17 protein-coding genes are annotated in these 20,559 nt (G+C 61.7%); 6 read left to right on the top strand and 11 right to left on the bottom strand.

Features of this window, described 5'->3' with window-relative positions:
- The first annotated feature begins 115 nt into the window (after nucleotides 1-115).
- Nucleotides 116-871 (top strand): carbonic anhydrase, encoded by a 756-nt coding sequence (locus L0U84_RS07160; protein ID WP_233848849.1) that lies wholly within the window; start codon nucleotides 116-118, stop codon nucleotides 869-871.
- 193 nt (nucleotides 872-1,064) lie between these two features.
- Nucleotides 1,065-1,517, top strand: coding sequence for a universal stress protein (locus L0U84_RS07155; protein WP_233848848.1), 453 nt, complete (start codon nucleotides 1,065-1,067; stop codon nucleotides 1,515-1,517).
- 305 nt (nucleotides 1,518-1,822) lie between these two features.
- On the opposite strand, the gene L0U84_RS07150 is transcribed toward L0U84_RS07155, so the two are convergent.
- From L0U84_RS07150 to L0U84_RS07140, 3 genes are all read right to left on the bottom strand, one after another.
- A complete protein-coding gene (locus tag L0U84_RS07150; RefSeq protein ID WP_233851964.1) occupies nucleotides 1,823-2,782 on the bottom strand; it encodes a LysR family transcriptional regulator in 960 nt (319 codons plus the stop codon).
- A 214-nt stretch (nucleotides 2,783-2,996) separates the two neighbouring features.
- Nucleotides 2,997-3,338, bottom strand: coding sequence for a response regulator transcription factor (locus L0U84_RS07145; protein ID WP_233848846.1), 342 nt, complete (start codon nucleotides 3,336-3,338; stop codon nucleotides 2,997-2,999).
- 210 nt (nucleotides 3,339-3,548) lie between these two features.
- A complete protein-coding gene (locus tag L0U84_RS07140) occupies nucleotides 3,549-4,208 on the bottom strand; it encodes a response regulator transcription factor (protein WP_233848844.1) in 660 nt (219 codons plus the stop codon).
- A 328-nt stretch (nucleotides 4,209-4,536) separates the two neighbouring features.
- Here L0U84_RS07140 and L0U84_RS07135 point away from each other — a divergent pair, with 328 nt between their 5' ends.
- Together L0U84_RS07135 and L0U84_RS07130 are read left to right on the top strand one after the other, a co-directional pair.
- Entirely contained in the window at nucleotides 4,537-5,499 is a 963-nt protein-coding gene (locus L0U84_RS07135) for a GlxA family transcriptional regulator (protein WP_233848843.1), read from the top strand.
- 174 nt (nucleotides 5,500-5,673) lie between these two features.
- On the top strand, nucleotides 5,674-6,381 hold the full coding sequence (locus L0U84_RS07130; RefSeq protein WP_233848835.1) for an SDR family NAD(P)-dependent oxidoreductase: 708 nt from the start codon (nucleotides 5,674-5,676) through the stop codon (nucleotides 6,379-6,381).
- Nucleotides 6,382-6,447: 66 nt separating this feature from the next.
- Here L0U84_RS07130 and L0U84_RS07125 read toward each other — a convergent pair whose 3' ends face one another.
- From L0U84_RS07125 to L0U84_RS07090, 8 genes are all read right to left on the bottom strand, one after another.
- On the bottom strand, nucleotides 6,448-6,810 hold the full coding sequence (locus L0U84_RS07125) for a nuclear transport factor 2 family protein (RefSeq protein ID WP_233848834.1): 363 nt from the start codon (nucleotides 6,808-6,810) through the stop codon (nucleotides 6,448-6,450).
- 235 nt (nucleotides 6,811-7,045) lie between these two features.
- A complete protein-coding gene (gene ilvB / locus L0U84_RS07120; protein WP_233848833.1) occupies nucleotides 7,046-8,911 on the bottom strand; it encodes a biosynthetic-type acetolactate synthase large subunit in 1,866 nt (621 codons plus the stop codon).
- A 296-nt stretch (nucleotides 8,912-9,207) separates the two neighbouring features.
- Nucleotides 9,208-9,408, bottom strand: coding sequence for a copper chaperone (locus L0U84_RS07115; protein ID WP_233848832.1), 201 nt, complete (start codon nucleotides 9,406-9,408; stop codon nucleotides 9,208-9,210).
- A 126-nt stretch (nucleotides 9,409-9,534) separates the two neighbouring features.
- Nucleotides 9,535-11,325 carry a 1-deoxy-D-xylulose-5-phosphate synthase gene (dxs, locus tag L0U84_RS07110; protein ID WP_267939515.1) on the bottom strand — a complete coding sequence of 597 codons (1,791 nt, stop codon included), beginning with the start codon at nucleotides 11,323-11,325 and terminating at the stop codon, nucleotides 9,535-9,537.
- A 27-nt stretch (nucleotides 11,326-11,352) separates the two neighbouring features.
- Nucleotides 11,353-12,777: an efflux transporter outer membrane subunit gene (locus L0U84_RS07105; protein WP_233848827.1), complete on the bottom strand. Its 1,425-nt coding sequence runs from the start codon at nucleotides 12,775-12,777 to the stop codon at nucleotides 11,353-11,355.
- A complete protein-coding gene (locus L0U84_RS07100; protein ID WP_233848826.1) occupies nucleotides 12,770-13,948 on the bottom strand; it encodes an efflux RND transporter periplasmic adaptor subunit in 1,179 nt (392 codons plus the stop codon). The genes L0U84_RS07105 and L0U84_RS07100 overlap by 8 nt, the downstream gene beginning before the upstream one ends.
- A complete protein-coding gene (locus tag L0U84_RS07095; protein WP_233848821.1) occupies nucleotides 13,938-17,126 on the bottom strand; it encodes an efflux RND transporter permease subunit in 3,189 nt (1,062 codons plus the stop codon). Before L0U84_RS07095 ends, L0U84_RS07100 begins: the two co-directional genes overlap by 11 nt.
- Nucleotides 17,127-17,201: 75 nt before the next feature.
- Nucleotides 17,202-18,431, bottom strand: a complete 1,230-nt coding sequence (locus L0U84_RS07090) for an MFS transporter (RefSeq protein WP_233848820.1) — start codon at nucleotides 18,429-18,431, stop codon at nucleotides 17,202-17,204.
- Between the two features lie 142 nt (nucleotides 18,432-18,573).
- Between L0U84_RS07090 and L0U84_RS07085 the strand changes: the two genes are divergently transcribed.
- A complete protein-coding gene (locus L0U84_RS07085; RefSeq protein ID WP_233848819.1) occupies nucleotides 18,574-19,494 on the top strand; it encodes a LysR family transcriptional regulator in 921 nt (306 codons plus the stop codon).
- A gap of 93 nt (nucleotides 19,495-19,587) precedes the next feature.
- On the top strand, nucleotides 19,588-20,487 hold the full coding sequence (locus L0U84_RS07080; RefSeq protein WP_233848818.1) for a LysR family transcriptional regulator: 900 nt from the start codon (nucleotides 19,588-19,590) through the stop codon (nucleotides 20,485-20,487).
- The last annotated feature ends 72 nt before the right edge of the window (nucleotides 20,488-20,559 follow it).

Here is a 20,559-nt window from a genome sequence, read left to right as displayed (position 1 = left end):
CGGCTCAAAGCTGACGCATGGTTGCCCGAAGGGAACAATTGAATTGCCACGGACCGTGATGTTTTCGCGTCGAAACTCGTCCAGAATCCAATCCATCCCCTACGGCCGCGAGCGCGTGCTCAACGGCCATCTGATCCCCTGGTTCGCAGAGCGCCCGGCCAATTTCGGCTGTTCGAGCTGTTTCGAAACTGGTCTTTTTGAACGGTTGCCGTCGACAAATCATCAATTTCGACAGCAACTTCCCGGGGCGGTGTCCTACACCCTGGATAAACGCCAACGGAGCAAGCAAATGAGCAGGTTCAGCGGCTACGAGTACAGGAATCAACCCGGATTCGATATGAATACCTTCGAGGGCGCGAATCAGGCCATCCCGATGAAGACACTTGTGATCCACTGTCTCGATCCTCGGGCTGTCGAAATCCCACAGGCGGTCGCCGAGTATTTTGGCGACGAGGTCTACCCGGGGGAAATCATCACCGACGAAAATGGCGTTCGAGTCGGATCCACCCGAACACTGTTTGCCGCGACCAACGCGGGTGGGCGCGCCGCCTTCGCCCTGCAGTCCGTGGCCGCTATGGACTACATATTTGACGTCGAAAACGTCGTTGTCGTTCACCACTCACTCTGCGGCCTGACGACCTTGACCCCCGAGTTGATGATCGAAGAGTTTCGTGATCATCATCACGCTGATATCTCGACGTTGTTTGATCACGAGAGCCTCGCCATCATGGATTTTGAGGCGTCGCTTAGCTATGACATCAAGTTGCTTCGTTCCAGCCCGGCAGTGCCGAAGCACGTCAAGCTCTACGGCTTCTTTTACGAAATCAGTTCCGGCAAGTTGACCGAGGTGGTGCGGGACCTTCCTGGGTAGATCACGATGTGAACGTGTGAAGCTACGGCGCGACAAACGTTGCGCCGGTGCCATCTCGCATGGAGGCCCGATATTGTCTGACGGGGGTTCGACAGCTTGCTGAATCAGTATGAGAATACCAGTGCTTACTGGCCGGAATCGTCTCCTGGCGACGATCAAGGCTGGATGTCACTCGTATCTTTGAAGGCCTCCCATGTTTAATATCCTCCTTGTTCCTCTCGACGGCTCGCCCCAGAGTTCCCACGTCATCGATCTGGCCAACCGCGTGGCAGCGGCAGGTACGGCGACCGTACACCTTCTATGCATCGTCGACCCATCCTACGCATTGCCTTCCGGCTGCGAGAGCGGTGTCGCGCCCGATGGGCTGACCTATCCTTTCGCCCACGCGCAGACATCTTTCGCACAATCTGTCCTGGCTGCCGCAGCTGCCCGGCTCGCCGACCAGAATCTCATCGTGGAACAGCACTTCTGCGCCGGAAATCCGGCCGACGTTGTCGTCGAACAGGCCCGGCTGCTGAACGCGGAGGTCATTGTGATGGGGCACCACCACTTGTCACGGCTACGGCGCTGGGCCAACCCGTCGACATGCGGCATTGTCATCGACAAGTCGCCATGTCCAGTACTGATTCAAACTCGTGAGAAGTGAGAACCGCATTTTCCCAAAGCCTGAATGCAGTCGCTAGAGATCGGATTCCGTAGCAGGACATTCACAGCAGGCAAACATGACTCAGATCCACCGTGCGGCGATAAACGTTTCTGTTGAGCCATGAAACAAAGGTGTATTCGTCATAGGCAGTACTGCCTACGAATATCCAGGTGTGCAAAACGTAAGACATAGCCACCTCCACAAATCATGCCCGCCATTGCGGGCCTGGCCTCTGCCTGTTTATTTGGGGTCGCGAGCGCCCTTTTCGCAAATACGGCGCGAAGGGGCGGAGTACGAACACGGCATCACGAAATCATCGTGAGATCTTCGTCTCGCACGACCGGTTGCGGCAGACGTATCACGTCACCGGCACCCGCCTTCGCTGGCGCCCGAAAGAACTCCGTACAAAAGTCGACGAACATCCTGAGCCGTGCCGGGATCAGTTCCCGGTGGGCATAGAAAAGGCATATTTCAACGGTGCTATCCGGTGCCGTGCATTCCGGCAGGACGTGCACGAGATCTCCCATATCGATGTCGTCGCGAACCATGGTTTCAGGCAGCGTGGCAATGCCGGTGCCGTCGAGCGCCGCCGCGCGAAGCAGCACCTCGTTGCCCTCCATCGACGACATGGGCGAAATGCTCACGTTCCGGCCGCCCTCATGCAGAACGATGAATTCCCCACCCTTCCTTCTCGTTTCCGGATCGATCAGCAGAAAATGATTGGCAAGATCCGCAGCGGATTGCGGTGCGCCATATTGCTCGAGATACGCGGAGGCGGCCACGAGAATGCGAGGCGCCCGCGATAGCGTCCGGCGAATCACGGTGGACTGCTCGACCAGCTGAGGCGGAAGAATGGCGATATCGAAACGGCCATCGAACAGGTTGGTGGCGTGATCCTGTACGAAAACCATCAGACTCACATGAGGCGCGATGGCGCGATAGCGCCGTACCAACCGTGAGAACGCCCCGTTCACCAGCATGGGGTGCACGACAAGGCGCAGCTTTCCGCCATTGACCTCATGCTCCAGCGCGATGCGCCGGTTCGCCTCGTCGAGCTCATCGAGCAAACGGCAGCAGATCAGGTAGTACGATTGCGCTGCGTCCGTCAAGGAAACGGACCTCGTGGTCCTGAGCAGGACTCTCGTCTGGACGCACTCTTCGAGCCTCGCGATCGCCTTCGACACGGACCCGGTCGTCACATTCAACGATTCGGCGGCCTTGCTGAAACTCTGATACCGCGCAGCGGCGACGAATGCGCGCAACATGTAAAGCTGATCCATCTCGCACCTCACAGGTGATTTGCTCTGGCCGACGGTTCAAGCGTAAGCGCGTAGGCCGCGCGACGGTATCGTCCGATGTGATGTGATGCCTGATGCAGGCGCGTGCGCGTCTAATACATCCGGATGGCCTGAACGAGCGGGCAGCATAGCGGCAACTCGTCAGGCCCGGCAGCGCCGGAATTTCGGACCTTTGCTCGCGTCAGTTTTTCAATAGCTCACTAACCAGTGCGAGAAGTCCTGCGTCATCCACGGGCTTCGGGAAGAAGCCCGCGGCGCCGTCACGTTTTGCGCGCTCGTGCACTTCCCGGCTCGCGTACGCAGTAATGAAAATGACGGGGATCGGACGCTTCCACAGCTTGATCGACTCGAGCAGCGCAAAGCCGTCCATGCCCGGCATCTGGATATCGGCGACGACGAGCTTCAGTTCCGAGCGGCGCGTATCGCCCAGCAGATGGTGCGCGCACGCGTAGTCGATGACGTTCCAGCGCGCCGAACGCAGCGAACTGGACAGCGCCATCCGCACGGATTCATCGTCGTCCACCAAGGCGATCGTTGCAGGCGAACGCGCTGGTTTTATCTGAGGTCCGGTGGCCATTGAAATGATGCAGAGAGGTGGAATCTTTCTGCAAAATACAAGCGCGCCGAAGGGGCAGCAATCACACCTTCGGATGATTCTTCCGACAGTCCGTATTAGCGGGGCGAGATCCGCGCGCTGAGGCGGGCAGCCATGGCGCAGCGAATGGGCGATTGCCTATCTGGCGCTCTGAGGAGCCGGTTGCACCTGCTGCAACTTCTTGATGAGCTCAGCCACGGAGCGCGCGTTGAGCTTGTGCATGGCCTGGGCCCGATGGATCTTGACCGTGACCTCGCTAAGGCACAGGAGGTCGGCAATCTGTTTGTTCAACAGGCCTTCCGCCACCCTCCCGATCACTTCGCGCTCGCGCGCGGTCAGCGAATCGTACGCTTGACGAACGCCCGCAACGAGCCTCGCCTGGCGCCGCAATTCGCCATCGCGCTTCAGCGCCGCGGCGATCGTATCGAGCAGATCCTGATCCTTGAATGGCTTTGTCATGAAATCGAAAGCACCCGCTTTCATTGCCTTGACGGTCATGCCAATGTCGCCATGCCCCGTCAGGAAGACGATAGGAAATCGAATGCTCTCCTTAAAGGCTTCCTGCTGAAGCGTGAGGCCGCTCTCGCCTCGTAGTCGAATATCGAGAATGAGACAGCTCGGCACGTCCGGCATTTTCACGGCAAGAAAATCGTCAGCCGACGCGAACGCGCGAACCTCGATACCCACTGACATCAGCAGACTCGTTAGCGCACCTCGGATAGACTCGTCGTCGTCGATCACGTACACGAGCGAGTCCGGTAGTTGTTCACTTCGCGTCCCAACGCTATCGTGGTTCATCGCTCGATCTTCGAAATGTTCGTGATGGCGGAAAGTGCCGATGCACGCCATATGGTAAGCAATCGCAAGACTTATCGCCACCGCTTGCACACTGTGAGCACTGCTTTCCTTTGAAGCAGGCGCCCCCATAAATCATGCTCTTCGTCCTGGTCCCTTTTGACGCACCACGCCTGAGAACTACGCGGGTCATACCGGCGTATTAGGGACCGCATGCCGGCAAGATGCAGCTTCAGCCATTCGGAGAATGGTCAGCCTTGCGCTGCACGCCTATGCTTTCTTCAGCGGGTCATCGGGCTATCGTGATCATCGGTCAGGTTGGGTGCGCAACATGAAAGTCGCTATCGTGGTGCTTGATGGTGTACAGGCCATGGATATGGCTGGCCTGCTCGATGTGTTCTCCGAAGCGAACCGTTTGCTCAGCGAGTCGCGCCACTATCAGGTTTCCCTCGTAGGAGAGCACGCAGGCTGGGTTGCCTGTTCGAACGCCATGCAGCTGTGCGTGCCGTGGGCCTACGCGGACTTCCGCGCAAACATCGATGTTCTGCTGGTGACAGCCGCCTCTCACGCAACCCACGTCCGGCCGAAGCAGGAGTTTCTGGACTGGTTGCGGCGACGCGCACTCGAGTCGAAGCGATACGGCTGCATTTGCAACGGCGCATGGCTGCTCGGGCGCACAGGTCTGCTCGACGGCAAGGAGATTGCCGCGAACTGGACCGACGCGAGCCAGATGGCCGGCGAATTCCCCCGCGCCCGGATTCGTCCCGACAAAAACCTGATCCGCGATGGACGCCTGATTTCATCTGCCGGCGCGACTGCCGGACTCGACCTTGGTCTGTCGTTCATCGCGCAAGACTGGGGTCAGAAGCTCGCCGAACAGGTGGCAAGACGTCTTGGCGCCAATCTGCAGAGCGAGCCCTACGAACGCAATCCTTGCGTTGCGACGCCAAACGATGAAAGTTCGATTATCGGAAAAGTACAACGCCATATCGACGATCATCTTTCCGATGTGCTTTCCATAGAGCAACTCGCCGACGCGGTCTACGTAAGCCGGCGCACGCTATCAAGGATCTTCGCGAAGCATCTCCAAACGACCCCTTCCGCCTTCGTGGATCAGGTCCGTGTCGGTGCGGCAAAGAAGCTATTGGAGGAACGCAACATTCCAATGAAAACCGTCGCATTCGACTGCGGCTTTCATAACGCCGCTCACATGCGCATGGTGTTTCAAAGGCGCCTGAAGCTCACTCCCCGGCAATACCGCCAGCAGTCCCACACGACCGAGGTCGCCGCCTGAGTAATCGCCGCGTGCGCGGCCTCGCCACCCCGCCGCGATTTGTTCTCACGACGCAAGACTCTTTGTCCATGATGTGTGTTCGGATTCGCAACCGATGCGCCTAGGATGCTTGTGCATCGGATCCATCGATTCGAACGGCCGCCCGGCCGGCTTACCCATACTGCGAGATACACAATGAGCACTTCCAAGGTCGTCATCGTCACCGGAGCATCGCAAGGCATCGGCGCCGAAACCGTCAAGGCCTTCCGCGCGCAGGGCCACCGCGTGGTCGCCACGGCCCGTTCCATCGCACCGGCCGCTGAGGCCGACTATGTCGCCGTGGCCGGCGACATCGGGGACGCCGCCACGGCTCGCCGCGTGGTGAACGCCGCCATCGAGCACTTCGGCCGGGTCGATACGCTCGTCAACAACGCGGGCATTTTCATTGCGAAGCCGTTCACGCAGTACACGGCCGACGACTACGCCGCGATCCTGAACGTCAACCTGAACGGCTTCTTCCATATCACGCAATATGCGATCGAAGCGATGCAGAAACACGGCAGCGGTCACGTGGTGAACGTCACCACCACGCTTGCCGACAAGGCGAACAGCAAAGTCCCGTCCGTGCTTGCGTCGCTCACCAAGGGCGGTCTGAACGCTGCGACGCGGTCGCTCGCAATCGAGTATGCGAGCGCGGGAATCCGTGCCAACGCGGTTTCGCCTGGGGTGATCAAGTCGCCGATGCATGCTCCAGAAACGCACGCCACGCTCGGCGCGATGCATCCGGTCGGTCGCATGGGCGAAATGAGCGACATCGTCAATGCGATTCTGTATCTCGACTCGGCACCATTCGTGACGGGCGAGATCCTGCACGTGGACGGCGGCCAGAGCGCGGGTCAATAAGCGCTCGAGCATCGCCCGCGCCCCGGACCTGGATGGCTCGTCGGGGCACGGGCGCACGAGAGCCGCTTATGCGTCGTTGGTTAGCGTCTTCGTAATGACGAGCCATTTGTCGCGCTGGCGCATGATCGAAAAATAATTGTAGTAATTGAAACCCAGCATGCGTACGTGCAGTTTCGCCGTCGCGACGTTTTTCTGAACATCGAGCATCAGCAGTTCCGTTTCGACCTGCTCGCCCAGCTCGGCCGGCGATTGCCTGTCTCCGACACCCGCAAGATACTCGTCGATCGTCTTGTAGTACGGCTGACCATTCACCTCCCCCGCCACGATCGCGCGCGCATCGAACACCGTCCTCAATTGCTCCACGTCGCCTCGCCAGGTGGCGTCGAAATAACGCTGGACGAGTTCGACGATTTCGTTTTTATCGTTCATTGCATCACACTCCTTATTGATTTTCGCCTCGATCGGGGAATTCGAAACCGGCTGCGCAATCGCTTGCGCGGCCGGTTTCGAACCACCAGGGACCAAACACGATCAGGCAAGCAGCCCCTCGATCTCTTTGCAGGGTGGCGGCTCGACTCGACAAACGCAGTAGCCAGAACTTCTTTTGTTACATGGCGGAAAGACGAAATGCGCGTCACGAGCAAACCGGCGCGCTGGTACTGGCTTAGAACATGTCCGAAGCCGGTTGATGACCTGCACGCGTAACCCCCGACTCGTCGCCGTCCCTCGACGGGATGAACGGCCCGGTGATCATTTCCGAGTAGCTCATGCCTGGTCCGACCATCGGAAACACATCGGCATCCTGATCGATCATGACTTCGAGGAACGCCGGACCGTCAAATGCCACGAAAGCGCGGAGTTTTTCCTCGACGTCGCTCAGTGCCTCGACGCGCTGCGCAAACTCGAAGCCGTCGGCGCGCGCCGCCATGACAAAGTCCTTTCGATGCAGCGACTTGTCGCTCACGCACAATCGCCCGTCGTAAAAGAGGCGCTGCCACTGCCTGATCATTCCGTCACCGACATTGTTGAACAGCAGCACTTTGACCGGCACGCCATAGGTTGTCGCGGTCTCCAGATCGCCGATATTCATACGCATGCTGCCGTCACCGTCGATGTCGATCACGAGGGCATCCGGGCGGCCCATCTGGGCGCCGATCGCAGCGGGCAAGCCAAAGCCCATCGTCCCCATGCTGCCCGAGGTGAGAAAGCTGCGCGGCTCGACGAAGTCGAAGAACTGCGCGGCCCACATCTGGTGCTGGCCCACGCCTGTGGTAACGATAGCGCGCCCGCCAGTAATCTCGCTCAACTTTTCCACCACGAACTGCGGCTGAATGAGCGGGCTCGCGCGGTCATAGTTCATGCCGTAGCGCTGCTTCAGCTCCTTGATGTGGTCGAGCCACGCCGAAGGGGCCTGCACGTGCGTTTCGTGTTGCATCAGCGAAACCAGGGTGTCCTTCGCGTCGCCCACGTGGCTCCAGTGCGCGCGCTTCACCTTGTTGATCTCCGCTTCGTCGATGTCGATATGCGCGACGTAGCGCGCTCGCGGCGCAAACGCGTGGGGGCGGCCGCCGGCGACGCGATCGTCGAACCGTGCACCCACCGCGATCAGAAAATCGCAATCTTCCACCGCATAGTTCGCGCAGGCCGCGCCGTGCATGCCCAGCATGCCGAGCCCCAGCTCGTGCTTCACGGATATCGAGCCGAGCCCCATCAACGTGTTCACCACGGGAATCCGGTAGCGCTCGGCGAACTGGCGCAGTTCCGCCGTGGCGCCGGCCGTCATGATGCCCCCACCCGCGTACAGCAGCGGGCGCTTGCTTTGCGCCAGCAGATCGAAGAATTCGTGGCGCTCGCTCTCTTCGAGACGCGCTCCCTTCGCCACCTTGTGAAGACGGTCGGTGTAGCCGCGAAACGCCAGCGTGCCGTGCCCCTGCCAGCTGCCGGTCCAGTTCTGGATGTCTTTGGGCACATCCACCACGACCGGCCCGGGACGACCGGTGCGCGCGACTTCGAATGCGGTGCGCAGCGTTGCTTCGAGCTTGTCCGGGTCGGTAACCAGAAACACCTGCTTCGCGCACGCCGACATGATGTTGAACACGGGCGCTTCCTGGAAAGCGTCGCTGCCGATCGCGGCACGCGGCACCTGCCCGCAGATGAGGACCACCGGGACCGAATCGCCATTGCAATCGGCAATCGGTGTCACCGCATTGGTCGCGCCGGGACCGGACGTGACCATGAACACGCCGACCTTTCCGCTCGCGCGCGCGTACCCCGCGGCCATGAAACCGGCGGTCTGTTCGTTGGCGGGAACGACGAGGTTGATCTGACGCTCGGGCTCATCGGCGTACAGTTCGTTGAAACGAAACACCGCGTCGTAGGTCGGCAGGATCGCGCCGCCGCTATAGCCGAACACGGTATCGACACCCTGTTCGCTAAGTACGCGCAAGATGATGTCGGCGCCTGACATCGGTTCGCCGGGAAGCGGCGCTTTCTGGGAGCTCTCTGGAGCAATTTTCGGGTTCTGGTTCATACTTGACTCGCACGGAAACGGGCGCTGATGCGATCAGCCGCCAAACACAACGGATCATTTCCCTTCCGACTCAAGAACAGCGTATGTCCCCTACCAGCTCGTGGACGACGGCGTCAGCGGGTTCTCCGCACGAAGCACAGTCCACCCGGCACTCTTTTGACGTGCGCCTGGAAATACCGTGGGAAAGGGTTCCAATAATTCTGACAACGATTGAAGCGGTGTGCGTCAGCAATTAGGTCGTCTATGGGCCAGAATGAGTTGCATCCGGGCCACCGGCGGCTGACCGTCGGCTGCTCCTACCATTCGGCAATGCCCACGTCCATGTCCTCGTCGTAAAACGCCACGAGAAACTCTTCGGGCATCAACCACGAATCGACGCTCACGGTTTGTGCGCCAACATCGACATCGACCTTCGCGTCGGCATCCACGGACTTCATCGCATGCACGATCGTCGCAAGATCGTCCTTGCGGATTTCAGTTTTCATCGCGAACTTCATTTTCCACCTCTCTCTATGTGTAACCAGTCTGAACAACTATAGGATCAACGCCGACTGCGTCCAACCAGGGCCGCCTCAATTCACTCTTTACATGGCGTAACCAAAGCCGCCGGCTCGACGCGATCATCAAACCTGGTCGAGCACGTCTACCGCTTCGGTGAACGCCAGGACCGCTTCGCGCACGCCTGCGACACCGAGGCCATTCAAGCGGAGCAGTTCGGAACGCTCGCCGTGCGGGACGAACGCGTCGGGAAGTCCGAGCCGCAGCATCCGTACGGCCCACCCTTCAGCCGCAATCCGTTCGGCACATGCGGCACCCGCTCCGCCCAGCACGGTGCCTTCTTCGAGTGTCACGATCACCTCGTGCTCGTTTGCAACCGTCAGCAATAAATCTTCATCGAGCGGCTTGACGAAGCGCATATCGACCGCGGTCGCATCGATCTCCTTTGCGACTTCCATCGCGACCGAGAGCAACGGGCCAAACGCCAGGAACGCCACCCGTGCGCCGCGCCGCTTGCCGGACACCCGGCAAATCACGCCCCGCCCGAGCGGCAGCGTCTCTTTTGTCTGGGCAATGACTTCAGATCCGGTCGTCGCCCGCGGGTATCGCACGGCGCACGGTCCAGGCCACGCAAGCCCGGTGTTCAGCATGCGATAACATTCCTGCTCATCGGACGGGGTCATCACCACCATGTTCGGGACGCAACGCAGGGCCGCAATGTCGAACGCACCCAGATGCGTGGCACCATCGCCCCCGGCAATCCCCGCGCGATCCAGCGCGAACAGGACCGGCAGATTCTGCAGGGCGACATCGTGAATGAGCTGGTCATACCCGCGCTGAAGAAACGTCGAGTAGATGGCGACAACGGGCTTCATCCCCTCAGCGGCGAGGCCGGCCGCCAGCGTGACAGCGTGCTGTTCCGCGATCCCCACGTCGATGTAGCGATCCGGATAGCGACGCCCGAATTCGCTCAGACACGAGCCTTCGCTCATCGCGGGCGTGATGCCGAAGATTCGGTCATCCGACGCAGCCGCGTCACACAGCCATTGGCCAAATATCTGGCTATAGGTCAGCTTGCCGCCGCTCGGGCGCGCGAGCCCTGTCCCGGGATTGAACGGACTGGGCCCGTGGTAGGCAACGGGCTCCAGTTCCGCAGGTCGATAACCGTTGCCTTTCTTCGTCACCACGTGAACGACGTGCGGGCGTTTGCGTGTCTTCGCGTCCCGCAACGCGGCGAGAAGCTTCGGAATATCGTGGCCATCGACGGGACCGACGTAGTCCAGACCCAGCGTTTCGAATAGCGTGGATAAAGGCACATTCGTTTCGTCGCGCCAACTGGTCACCAGCGCCTCGAGATGATCATTCAGTGCGCCCACCGCAGGTGAAATCGACATGCGGTTATCGTTCAGGACGATGGTCAGCGGCAGCGCCTCGCAGGCCCCTGCGTGATTCAGCGCTTCATACGCCATACCGGCAGACAGAGCGCCGTCGCCGATCACCGCAACGACGCGGGCGTCTCGACCGCGCAGCCCCAAGGCCATGCCGAGCGCAGCCGAAATGGACGTACCGGCGTGCCCGACACCGAACGCGTCGTAAGGCGACTCTTCGCGCGCGGGAAAACCGGCCATCCCGCCCACCTTCCGCACGCTTGCCATTCGCGACTTTCGGCCGGTCAATATCTTGTGCGGGTAGGATTGATGCCCCACGTCCCACACCAGCCGATCGCGCGGCGTATCGAATACATAGTGAAGCGCAACGGACAACTCCACCACACCGAGGTTCGATGCCAGGTGACCGCCGCTACTCGACACACTTTCAATCACGAATTCCCGAATCTCGTCCGCGAGGCGCTGAAGCTCACTCTCTTCCAGATCGCGCAACTTGCCCGGAGAATCGATCAAGTCAAGCAGGTTCATGACGTTTCAATCCTTGATGGTTTGAGTTCAGCCGGCTTTCAGGTCATCCGTGGTCCAGCCGCCGCCGAGTGCGTGAATGAGATCGACGTTCGCATCCAGTTGCCGCGTGCGAAGCGCGATTACGCTGCGTTGCGCTTCAAGGTCGGCGGATTGCGCCTGCACCACGTCCAGGTAGCTCACCGCGCCCCGTTGATAGCGCGCGAGCGCCAGGTTGAGCGCGGTTTGGGCTGCACTGGCAGCGTCCTGCTGCTGATTCGTTGCGGTGCCCAGATCGTCGAGCAAGGTGAGGTTGTCTTCCACCTGCCTGAACGACGCCAGCACCACGCTGCGATAGCGCGCGCCTGCTTCGGCCGTGGCCTCTTTCGCGGAATCCACCTGCGCCCGGCGCTTGCCGCCGTCCAGCAGATACACCCCCAAAGACGGTCCGATCGCCCAATACGAACTGGACAGGCTCAGCAGGTTCCCGAGCACCGAGCTTTGCACGCCACCTTGCGCGCTCAGTGTGAGTGTTGGGAAGTACGCCGCGCGTGCCACGCCAATATTGGAATTCGCCGCCGCGATGCGCCGCTCGGCCGCGGCGACGTCAGGCCGCCTTTGCAACAACGTCGACGGTACGCCGACCGGAATGACAGGCAACGCGATGGAATCGGTGCTCGGCGCGAGCTGGAACTCCGAAGGCGACGCGCCGACCAGCACCGCCACCGCGTGTTCGAGCAACGCACGCCTCGCCCTGACCTGCGTGAGTTCGGACTGCACCGATGACAACTGGTTGGTGGCGCGCGCCACGTCGAGACCCGACACGATGCCTGCGCCATGCCGGTTGCGGGTCAAGTCGAGCGCCTTCTGGTACGCCTCCTGAGTCCCCTCGGTGAGTTGAATCTGCTGGTCGAGACCGCGTAGGTCGATATAGCTTCGGGCCAGCTCGATTTCCAGGCTCAGCTGCGTCGACGCGAGATCCGCTTTCGAGGCCTGCCCTTCGTCCTTGCTTGCGGCAACCGAATCACGCACGCGTCCCCAAAGGTCCACTTCGTAGTCGACTTCGACACCCAGCGTGGCCGAGTTGTAATCGGTCGGCCCGGTCGGACTGCGCAGCGGCCGCGTGTCCGACTCCCGGTCGCGCTGGACATTGCCGACAGCGGAAACCTGGGGGTACATCTGCGACTTGACCTGCCTGATGTACGCCTGCGACTGCTCATAGTGAAACAGCGCCGCGCTCAGGTCGGGGTTATTCGCGATCAGCCGTTGCTCGAGGTCGTCGAGTTCGGGCTCCTTGTACAGCTTCCACCATCCCGCGCGATCGAGCTGGTCGGCGGGACTCGCCACGGTCCACGGCCCCTGGGTCTGGTACTGCGCCGCAACGGGTGTTTCGGGGACCTCGTAGTGCGGCGCGAGCGAGCACGCGGCGAGCGCCACGGCGCTCACCAGCGTCGCGAATTTCAGATGCTTAATCATGCTTGCCACCTTTGTCCGTGGGCACGATCACCTGAACATGGTCGCCTTCGACCAGTCCATCCGGCGGCGCATCGATCACGCGATCGCTTTGCGCCAGCCCCGAGCCGATATCGACCGCGTTTCCGAGGTCCTGCACGATCGAAACGGGTTTGAAGTGGACGGTGTCGCCGCGATCGACGGTAGCGAGCCGCAGCCCGCGGTTGTCGAAAATGAGCGCGCTGGCCGGCACCCGCAACGCGTCGGCGCGTGCCGGCAGCGCGAAGTGCAGGTTCACGAAGTCGCCCGGCAACAGCAAATGACCGGGGTTATCGACCATCAGCTGGACGAGCGAGGTACCCGATGCGGCATTGACCGAGTCGGCCAGACCCACGACCGTGGCGGTGAAGGTCTTGCCGGGATACTCGGGCACGGTGAAGGTGCCGGTTCCACCCGGCTTGACCGCCGGCACATATTCCTGCGGCACGCGCACGTACACGCGTAGCTTGTCCACGCTCGATACCGAGAAGAGCTGCGGCCCCGTCCCACCGCCCGCATTGATCAATGCGCCGACGTCGGTGTTGCGCGCGGTGATCACGCCGTCGAACGGAGCGGTGATCCGCGCGAAGCTCTTGGTCGCCACGAGCCGGCCCAGATTGGCCTGTGCCGCCGCGACGCGAGCCTGCTTCGCCACATAGTCCTGGGTGCGGTCATCGACCTCCTGGCGCGACACTGAATCGGTATCCAGAAGACTTTGCCAGCGTGCGGCGGACGTTTTCGCGAGTGCGGCATCGGCTTGTGCGCTCGTGAGTTCGGCCCTCGCCTGAATCAACTGCTGATCGAGTTCAGGCGTCTCGACCTCGGCGAGCGTTTGGCCGGCCGTCACCGGGGTGCCGATGTCCACGCTCCATGATTTCAGGTAGCCGCTGACACGGGCGTAGATCGGAGCGCTTTTGAAGGCTTCCAGTCTGCCGGGAAGGTCGAGCGAGCCGCCGGGGGCCTCTTCGGCAGGCACGACGACATTCACGGACGGCACTGCCTGTGCTTCAGTCCAGTCTTTGAGCTGGTGTTCATGCTTCACGCGAAGCGAGACGCCACCAACCACGATAAGAAGAGCGAGGGCACCGCCGACGAAGCCCGTCAACGAAAGCTGGCGTTGTGGGAGTGCGGCGCGGGTTGTGGGTTCAGAGGACATGGATCGAATCTCCGGAAAGCTGCGCGGCCGTCGATGTACGACCCCGACGCGAGTGGATCATGCAAAAAATAGCGGGCACGAGAAAGAGCGTCGCGGCAGTTGCGAACAGCAGTCCGCCGATCACCGCTCGGCCCAACGGCGCGTTTTGCTCTCCGCCCTCGCCAAGACTCAATGCCATCGGCGCCATGCCGATGATCATCGAAAGCGCCGTCATGAGGACCGGCCGAAACCGGGTGGTGCCGGCTTCCAACGCTGCCTTGAAAGCATCGCCGTGCACGTCCAGACGTTCGCGGCAGAAACTCACCACCAGAATGGAATTGGCCGTGGCCACCCCCATGCACATGATTGCGCCGGTCAGCGCGGGCACCGAGAGCGTGGTATCCGTCGCAAACAGCATCCAGACGATGCCGGCCAACGCGCCAGGCAGTGCCGCGACGATCACGAGCGGATCGGACCACGACTGGAAGTTGACGACGATGAGCAGGTAAATCAAAACCACAGCGCCCAGAATCCCGAACGACAAACCACTGAAGGCGTTGTTCATGGTCTGCGCCTGGCCGAGAAGAACGACCTTCGCACCCTTGGGCGCATGCCCGGCATTGGCCGACACGATGTGCCGTATATCGGCGGCGACGGCACCGAGATCGCGGCCCTGGGTCGTGGCGAACACCTCGACCATCGGCTGCACGTTGTAGTTGCTCACCACTTCGTTGCTCGCCGTGCGGTGAATGCTCGCCACCCCGCCAAGGATCTGCCCATCGTTGGCCTCGGTCCCGCCGCTCATGGGCAGATTCACCAGCGAAGAGAGTGAATCCACGCTGTATTGCGGCGTCTGCAGCACAATTGAATACTCCACCCCATTGGCCGCATTGAGCCAGTAAGTCGGGTTGATCTGGCTCGAACCCGCCATGTGCACCACAAGGCTATTGGTCACATCGCGTTCGGTCAGGCCCTGCAGCGACGCGCGGTCGCGATCGACGTCGATATTGAATTGCGGATTGGCCTGCGATTGCTCGATGCGCGCATCGACAACGCCGGGCACGTGCCGGATCTGACGCAGCAGCGAGTTTGCGTAGACAAAGTCTGCCGGCAGATCGTTGCCGCGAATCTGCAAGTCGATCGGCGCGGGCGAGCCGAAGTTCAGGATCTGGCTCACGATGTCCGCGGGCGGGAACGAGAACATCACGCCGGGGAACGCTCGCGGCAACGATTCGCGCAACTTGCGCACGTATGCGGCCGTGGGCCGATGGCCTTCTTTCAGCGAGATCTGGATGTCGCCGTCCTGCGAGCCGATCGTGCCCGTGTTGTTGTAGGCCGTATTGATGGAACTGGTGGACAGTCCGATGTTGTCCACCACGGTGCCCAGTTCGGCAGGTGGAATCGTCGCGCGAACCTGGGTTTCCACTTCGGCGAAAATCTCGGCGGTTCGCTCCACGCGCGTACCCACGGGCGCACGCACGTGCAGCAGGATCTGGCCTGCGTCGACGTCCGGGAAGAAGTTGCGCCCAAGCAGCGGCATCAACGCGAACGACACCACGACGAATGCAAAGAAGCCAACCACGAACGTGCTGCGACGTTCCAGCACCCGTTCGAGCATCGCGGCGTAGTTCGCGCGCACGCGCTCGAAGCGCCGCTCGAAACCACCGTGAAAGCGCGACCACATGCTGGAAGACTCGTGACGGTCCTGTTCATGCGCATGCGACTTCAGCAGGTATTTCGCCATTGTCGGCACGAGCGTGCGCGACAGAATGAACGAGGAAATCATCGCGAAGATCACCGACTCGGCCATCGGCACGAACAGGAACTTCGCCACGCCGTTCAGGAAGAACATCGGCACGAATACGATGCAGATGCAAAGCAACGAGACGAACGCGGGCGTCACGATTTGCGCCGCACCATCGAGAATCGCGCTTTCGACGTCCTTGCCCTGCTCCAGGTGCCAGTTGATGTTCTCGATCGTGACGGTGGCGTCGTCCACCAGAATGCCCACCGCCAGCGCGAGCCCGCCCAGCGTCATGATATTGAGCGTTTCGCCGAGCACCGAGAGCACGGCAATCGACCCGAGAATCGCCAGCGGAATGGAAGTCGCGATGATGATCGTCGAGCGCCAGCTACCCAGAAACAGCAGGATCATCACGCTCGTGAGCAAGGCGGCAATCAGGCCCTCGCGCGCCACGCCCTTGATCGCCGAGCGAACGAAGATCGACTGGTCGCCGATCGCATCGATCTGAAGCGCGTCGGGCAACGAGCCCTTCGCATCGGCAACCTTTTGACGAATACCGCCGATGATCGACAAGGTGGATGCCGAACCGTTCTTGAACACCGTGAGCAGCACCGAGCGCTTGCCTTCCACGTGAACGATATTGGGCTGCGGTGGGCTGCCGTCGGTCACGTCCGCGACGTCGCGCATGTGCACGACCGTGCCGTTGGCCGACTTGATCGGCAGATTCGCAATGGCCGCGATCGTCGCCGGCGCGTCGTTCAACTGCAGCGTGTACTCGTAATTGCCGATCTTTTCCGTGCCGACCGGCGTCACGAGGTTCTGCGCGCTCAGCGCATTGAGCACGTCCTCGGCCGACAAGGAGCGCGCTTCGAGCTCGGACGGCTTGATGTTGATCTGAACCTGGCGGTCCTTGCCGCCAAACGGAAACGGGATCGCAGCGCCGTTCACCGTCGCGAGAATCGGCCGCAACTGATTCTTGCCGAGGTCCGCCAGATTCTGTTCCGAGAGCCCCTTGCCCGACAGCGCGAGCTGAATGATCGGAACGGTCGAAGCGTTGTAGTTGATGATGAACGGCGGTGTCGCCGAAGGCGGCAACTGCTTCAGGATCTCCTGCGAAATGGCCGTCACCTGCGCATTCGCGGTACCGATATTGGTGCCCGGCTGAAAGAAGATCTTGACGATGCCATAGCCGGTCAGAGACGTGCCTTCGATGTGTTGAACCCCGTTCACCGTGGTCGTCAACACCCGCTCGTACGGAGCCATCACGCGACCTTCCATCTGGTCGGGCGAAAGCCCCGTGTACTGCCATACCACGCTAATCACCGGGATATTGATCCGGGGAAAAATATCCGTAGGGGTACGAAACGCCGACAGAACGCCAACGATCAGGATAAACACGGCCAGCACAACGAATGTATAAGGCCGTTTCAGCGCAATGCGCACGATGCCAATCATGATAATTCCAGTATTGAAGCTGGCATCGCCCCTAACCGCGGCGGATTCCAGCAAGCAGATTCTCGATGCCTTGAATCAATCCGCGTTTGATGGGAGCTGGCCCGCGGGCTCGCGAGGCGCACCGATCCAGTGGATGGCTGAAGCGATGATTCCGAGCGCGACACCGAAGGCGACGATGCCCGACCAGCCGAAACGGCTCATGAGCCAGCCGCTCACAGTCGCACCGACTGCGCCGCCGAAAAAGGTGGCCGTCATGTAGAGGCTGTTGATTCGGCCTTGTGCTTTCGGATCGACTGCGAAAGCGCGGGTCTGGTTGGAAACGAGACCGGACTGCACGCCGATATCGAGCACGATCACACCCACGATCAGCAGCGTGAGCGAGCTCGCCGCGCCGGACAGAATCAGGTACGCGAGCGTCGCGATGCCGATGCTCGCGCCGATGACCTTGCGGAAACCCACGCGGTCGGTGGCGTTGCCGCCCAGCGATGCGGCGAATGCGCCGGCCGCGCCGATGATGCCGAAGCCGCCTGCCCAGGCGCTGCCGAGGTGCCACGGTCCGCTCTTGAGCAGCGCGGCGAGGTTGACCCAGAAGGCGTTGAAACAGGCCCACAGCAACGCCTGGATAATCATCGATTCGCGAATCGGACGATTGTCGCGAACGAGCGGCCACAGCGATGCGAGCAGACGCCCATAGGAGAGATTCGTAGAGGGCACGCCCTTGGGCAAAAGCGCAGCGGCGGCGATGAAGACCGGCACCATGAACGCGGCTTCCGCGCCGTACACCGCGCGCCAACCCCACGCCGCGCCGATCACACCCGCGATCGTGCGGCCGACCAGGATGCCGACCATGATGCCGCTCACGACGGTGCCGACGTTACGGCCCCGCTCGCTCGGCAACGACATGACAGCAGCGAAGGGCACGAGCTGCTGTGGCACGCAGCTCACGATGCCAAGCGCAAACGAAGCCGCGATCAGCGCCCAGATACCGGGCGCAACCGCCGCCGTCGCCGCAAAAACGAGTGCGAGGGCGATCTGCGCGAGCACGAGCTTGCGCCGGTCGAAGCGGTCGCCAAGCGGCAACAGCAGCGCGAGGCCGGTCGAGAAGCCGAGCAGCGCCGCTCCTGCGACGAAATCGACGGCCGTGATGTTGACTCGCAGACCCGCTGCGATCAACGGCAGGATCGGCTGCGTGCAATAGATGTTGGTGATCACTGCGCCTGCGATGATCGCCATCATGACGATCTTGGCGCGCGATGCGACGGCGGGTGTAGCTGGGCTTGCGGGTGAGTTGGGTGCGGCGCTCAAGACAACCTCCTTATTCGTTGAATTTCTCCGGGGTTTGCAGCGAAATGCCGCGATCCAGGTTGAGGTCGAACGTTACGCGCTTGCATTTACGAAGAGAATCCCTCACGATCAAGATTCATCCTTCCACTATTTGATAGGGTCCATGAATCGCCTCGAAGCCATGGCCATCCTCGTTTCGGTTGCCGACGCGGGCAGTCTCTCGGCGGCCGCGAGGCGCCTCGACATGCCGCTCGCCACGGTCAGCCGCAAAGTGGGGGAACTCGAATCGCACCTGAAGACGCGTCTGTTTCACCGCACGACGCGACAGCTTTCATTGACGGAAGCCGGCGGCGCATACGTGGCCGCCTGCCGGCGCATTCTCGAAGACATCGGCGAAGCCGAGCGCGCCGCCACGGGCGAATACGCCGCGCCCAAGGGCGAGCTCGTGGTCACTGCGTCCGTTGCGTTCGGCCGCTTGCACGTGGTGCCGGTGGTGGCGGAATTCCTCGCGCACTATCCGGAGATCGACATCAATCTCGTGCTGACCGATCGCGTCGTTCATCTGATGGATGAGCACGCGGACGTCGCGGTCCGCATTGGCGAGCTGCCCGATAGCACGTTGATCGCGACGCGCGTGGGCATGGTGCGCCGGGTCATTTGCGCGAGCCCCGCCTATCTCGAGAAGCATGGCGTGCCCGCCGAGCCCGCGGACCTCGCCGGCCATCAATGCATTACCTTCGAGGCGCTCGCGTCGCTGCGCGCCTGGGCTTTCGGCTCCGGCAAGTCGGAGCAGTCCGTGCCCGTTCATTCGCGGCTTGCCGTGAATACGGCGGACGCCGCGATCGAAGCCGCGATGCTCGGCGTGGGGCTGATACGCGTGCTGTCTTACCAGGTCGCGCACGCCGTTCGCGCCAACCAGCTGCGCGTCGTGCTCGACGCTTTCGAAGCGGCGCCGCTGCCCGTCAATCTCGTGCATGCGGGGCAAGCGCCCCTGCCGTTGAAGCTGCGCGCGTTCCTCGACTTCGTGTCGCCGCGCCTGCGCGAGCGCACGGCGGGCGAACTCGTCAACGCCGCTCGCGCGTGAGCGCCTGAGCCGCCCGCGTAAAGGCGCTGCGCGCTCGCGCCGGAAGAGAATCCGCTAACATCGGGAATCTCCCTTCCAGTTATCGAGAAGACCATGGACCGTCTCGAAGGAATGTCCATCCTGGTCGCCGTCGTCGATGCAGGCAGTTTGTCAGCCGCGGCCCGCCAGCTCGGCCAGCCGCTGGCGACAGTCAGCCGCAAGGTCGGCGATCTCGAAGCACACCTGAAGACCCGCCTGCTCCATCGCACCACGCGGCACCTCTCGCTGACCGAGGCCGGCGAAGCCTATGTCGCGTCGTGCCGGCGCATTCTCGAGGACATCGGCGAAATCGAACGCGCCGTGACCGGCGAATATGCGGCGCCGAAAGGCTCGCTCGTGGCCACGGCACCCGTGGTGTTCGGACGGCTGCACGTCGTCCCTGTCATGGCGGCCTTTCTCGCGCACTACCCGGAGATCGACGCGCGCCTCGTGCTGACCGATCGCAACGTCAATTTTCTCGAGGATCATGTGGATGTCGCGGTGCGCATCGGCCAGTTGCCGGACAGCAGCCTCGTTGCGATACGCCTCGGCGAAACGCGGCCCGTCGTGTGCGCGAGCCCCGCGTATCTGGCCGAGCGCGGCACGCCGCAAGACCCGGCCGATCTCGCCAATCACGCGTGCATCGGTTTCGAGGGAATCAATTCGTCGCGCGCGTGGGCCTTTGCCGGCGGAAAATCGGAGCAGAGCGTGCCCATCCACGCGCGGCTCGTGACGAACACGGCGGAATCGGCCGTCGATGCCGCAACGCTCGGGACCGGTTTGACGCGGGTTCTGTGCTATCAGGTCGCGAGCGCCGTGCATGAAGGCCGGCTGCAGGTGGTTCTGAAGACCTACGAACTGGCGCCGATGCCGATCCATCTCGTCCATGCCGGCCAGACGCCGCTGCCGCTCAAGCTGCGCGCGTTTCTCGACTTCATGTCGCCGCGCCTCAAGGCACGCATGTCCGCCGCTTGAATTCGCCGCGTTATTGCGCGCGAGTATCAACTGTTGTTCATCGCAGGCGGTTTCTGTCAGCGTCGTTCATGC

The organism is Paraburkholderia sp. HD33-4 (genome assembly GCF_021390635.1).
Classification (GTDB): domain Bacteria; phylum Pseudomonadota; class Gammaproteobacteria; order Burkholderiales; family Burkholderiaceae; genus Paraburkholderia.
The sequence above is the reverse complement of the archived record's forward strand: the minus strand, read 5'-3'. Positions and strand labels throughout refer to the sequence as shown.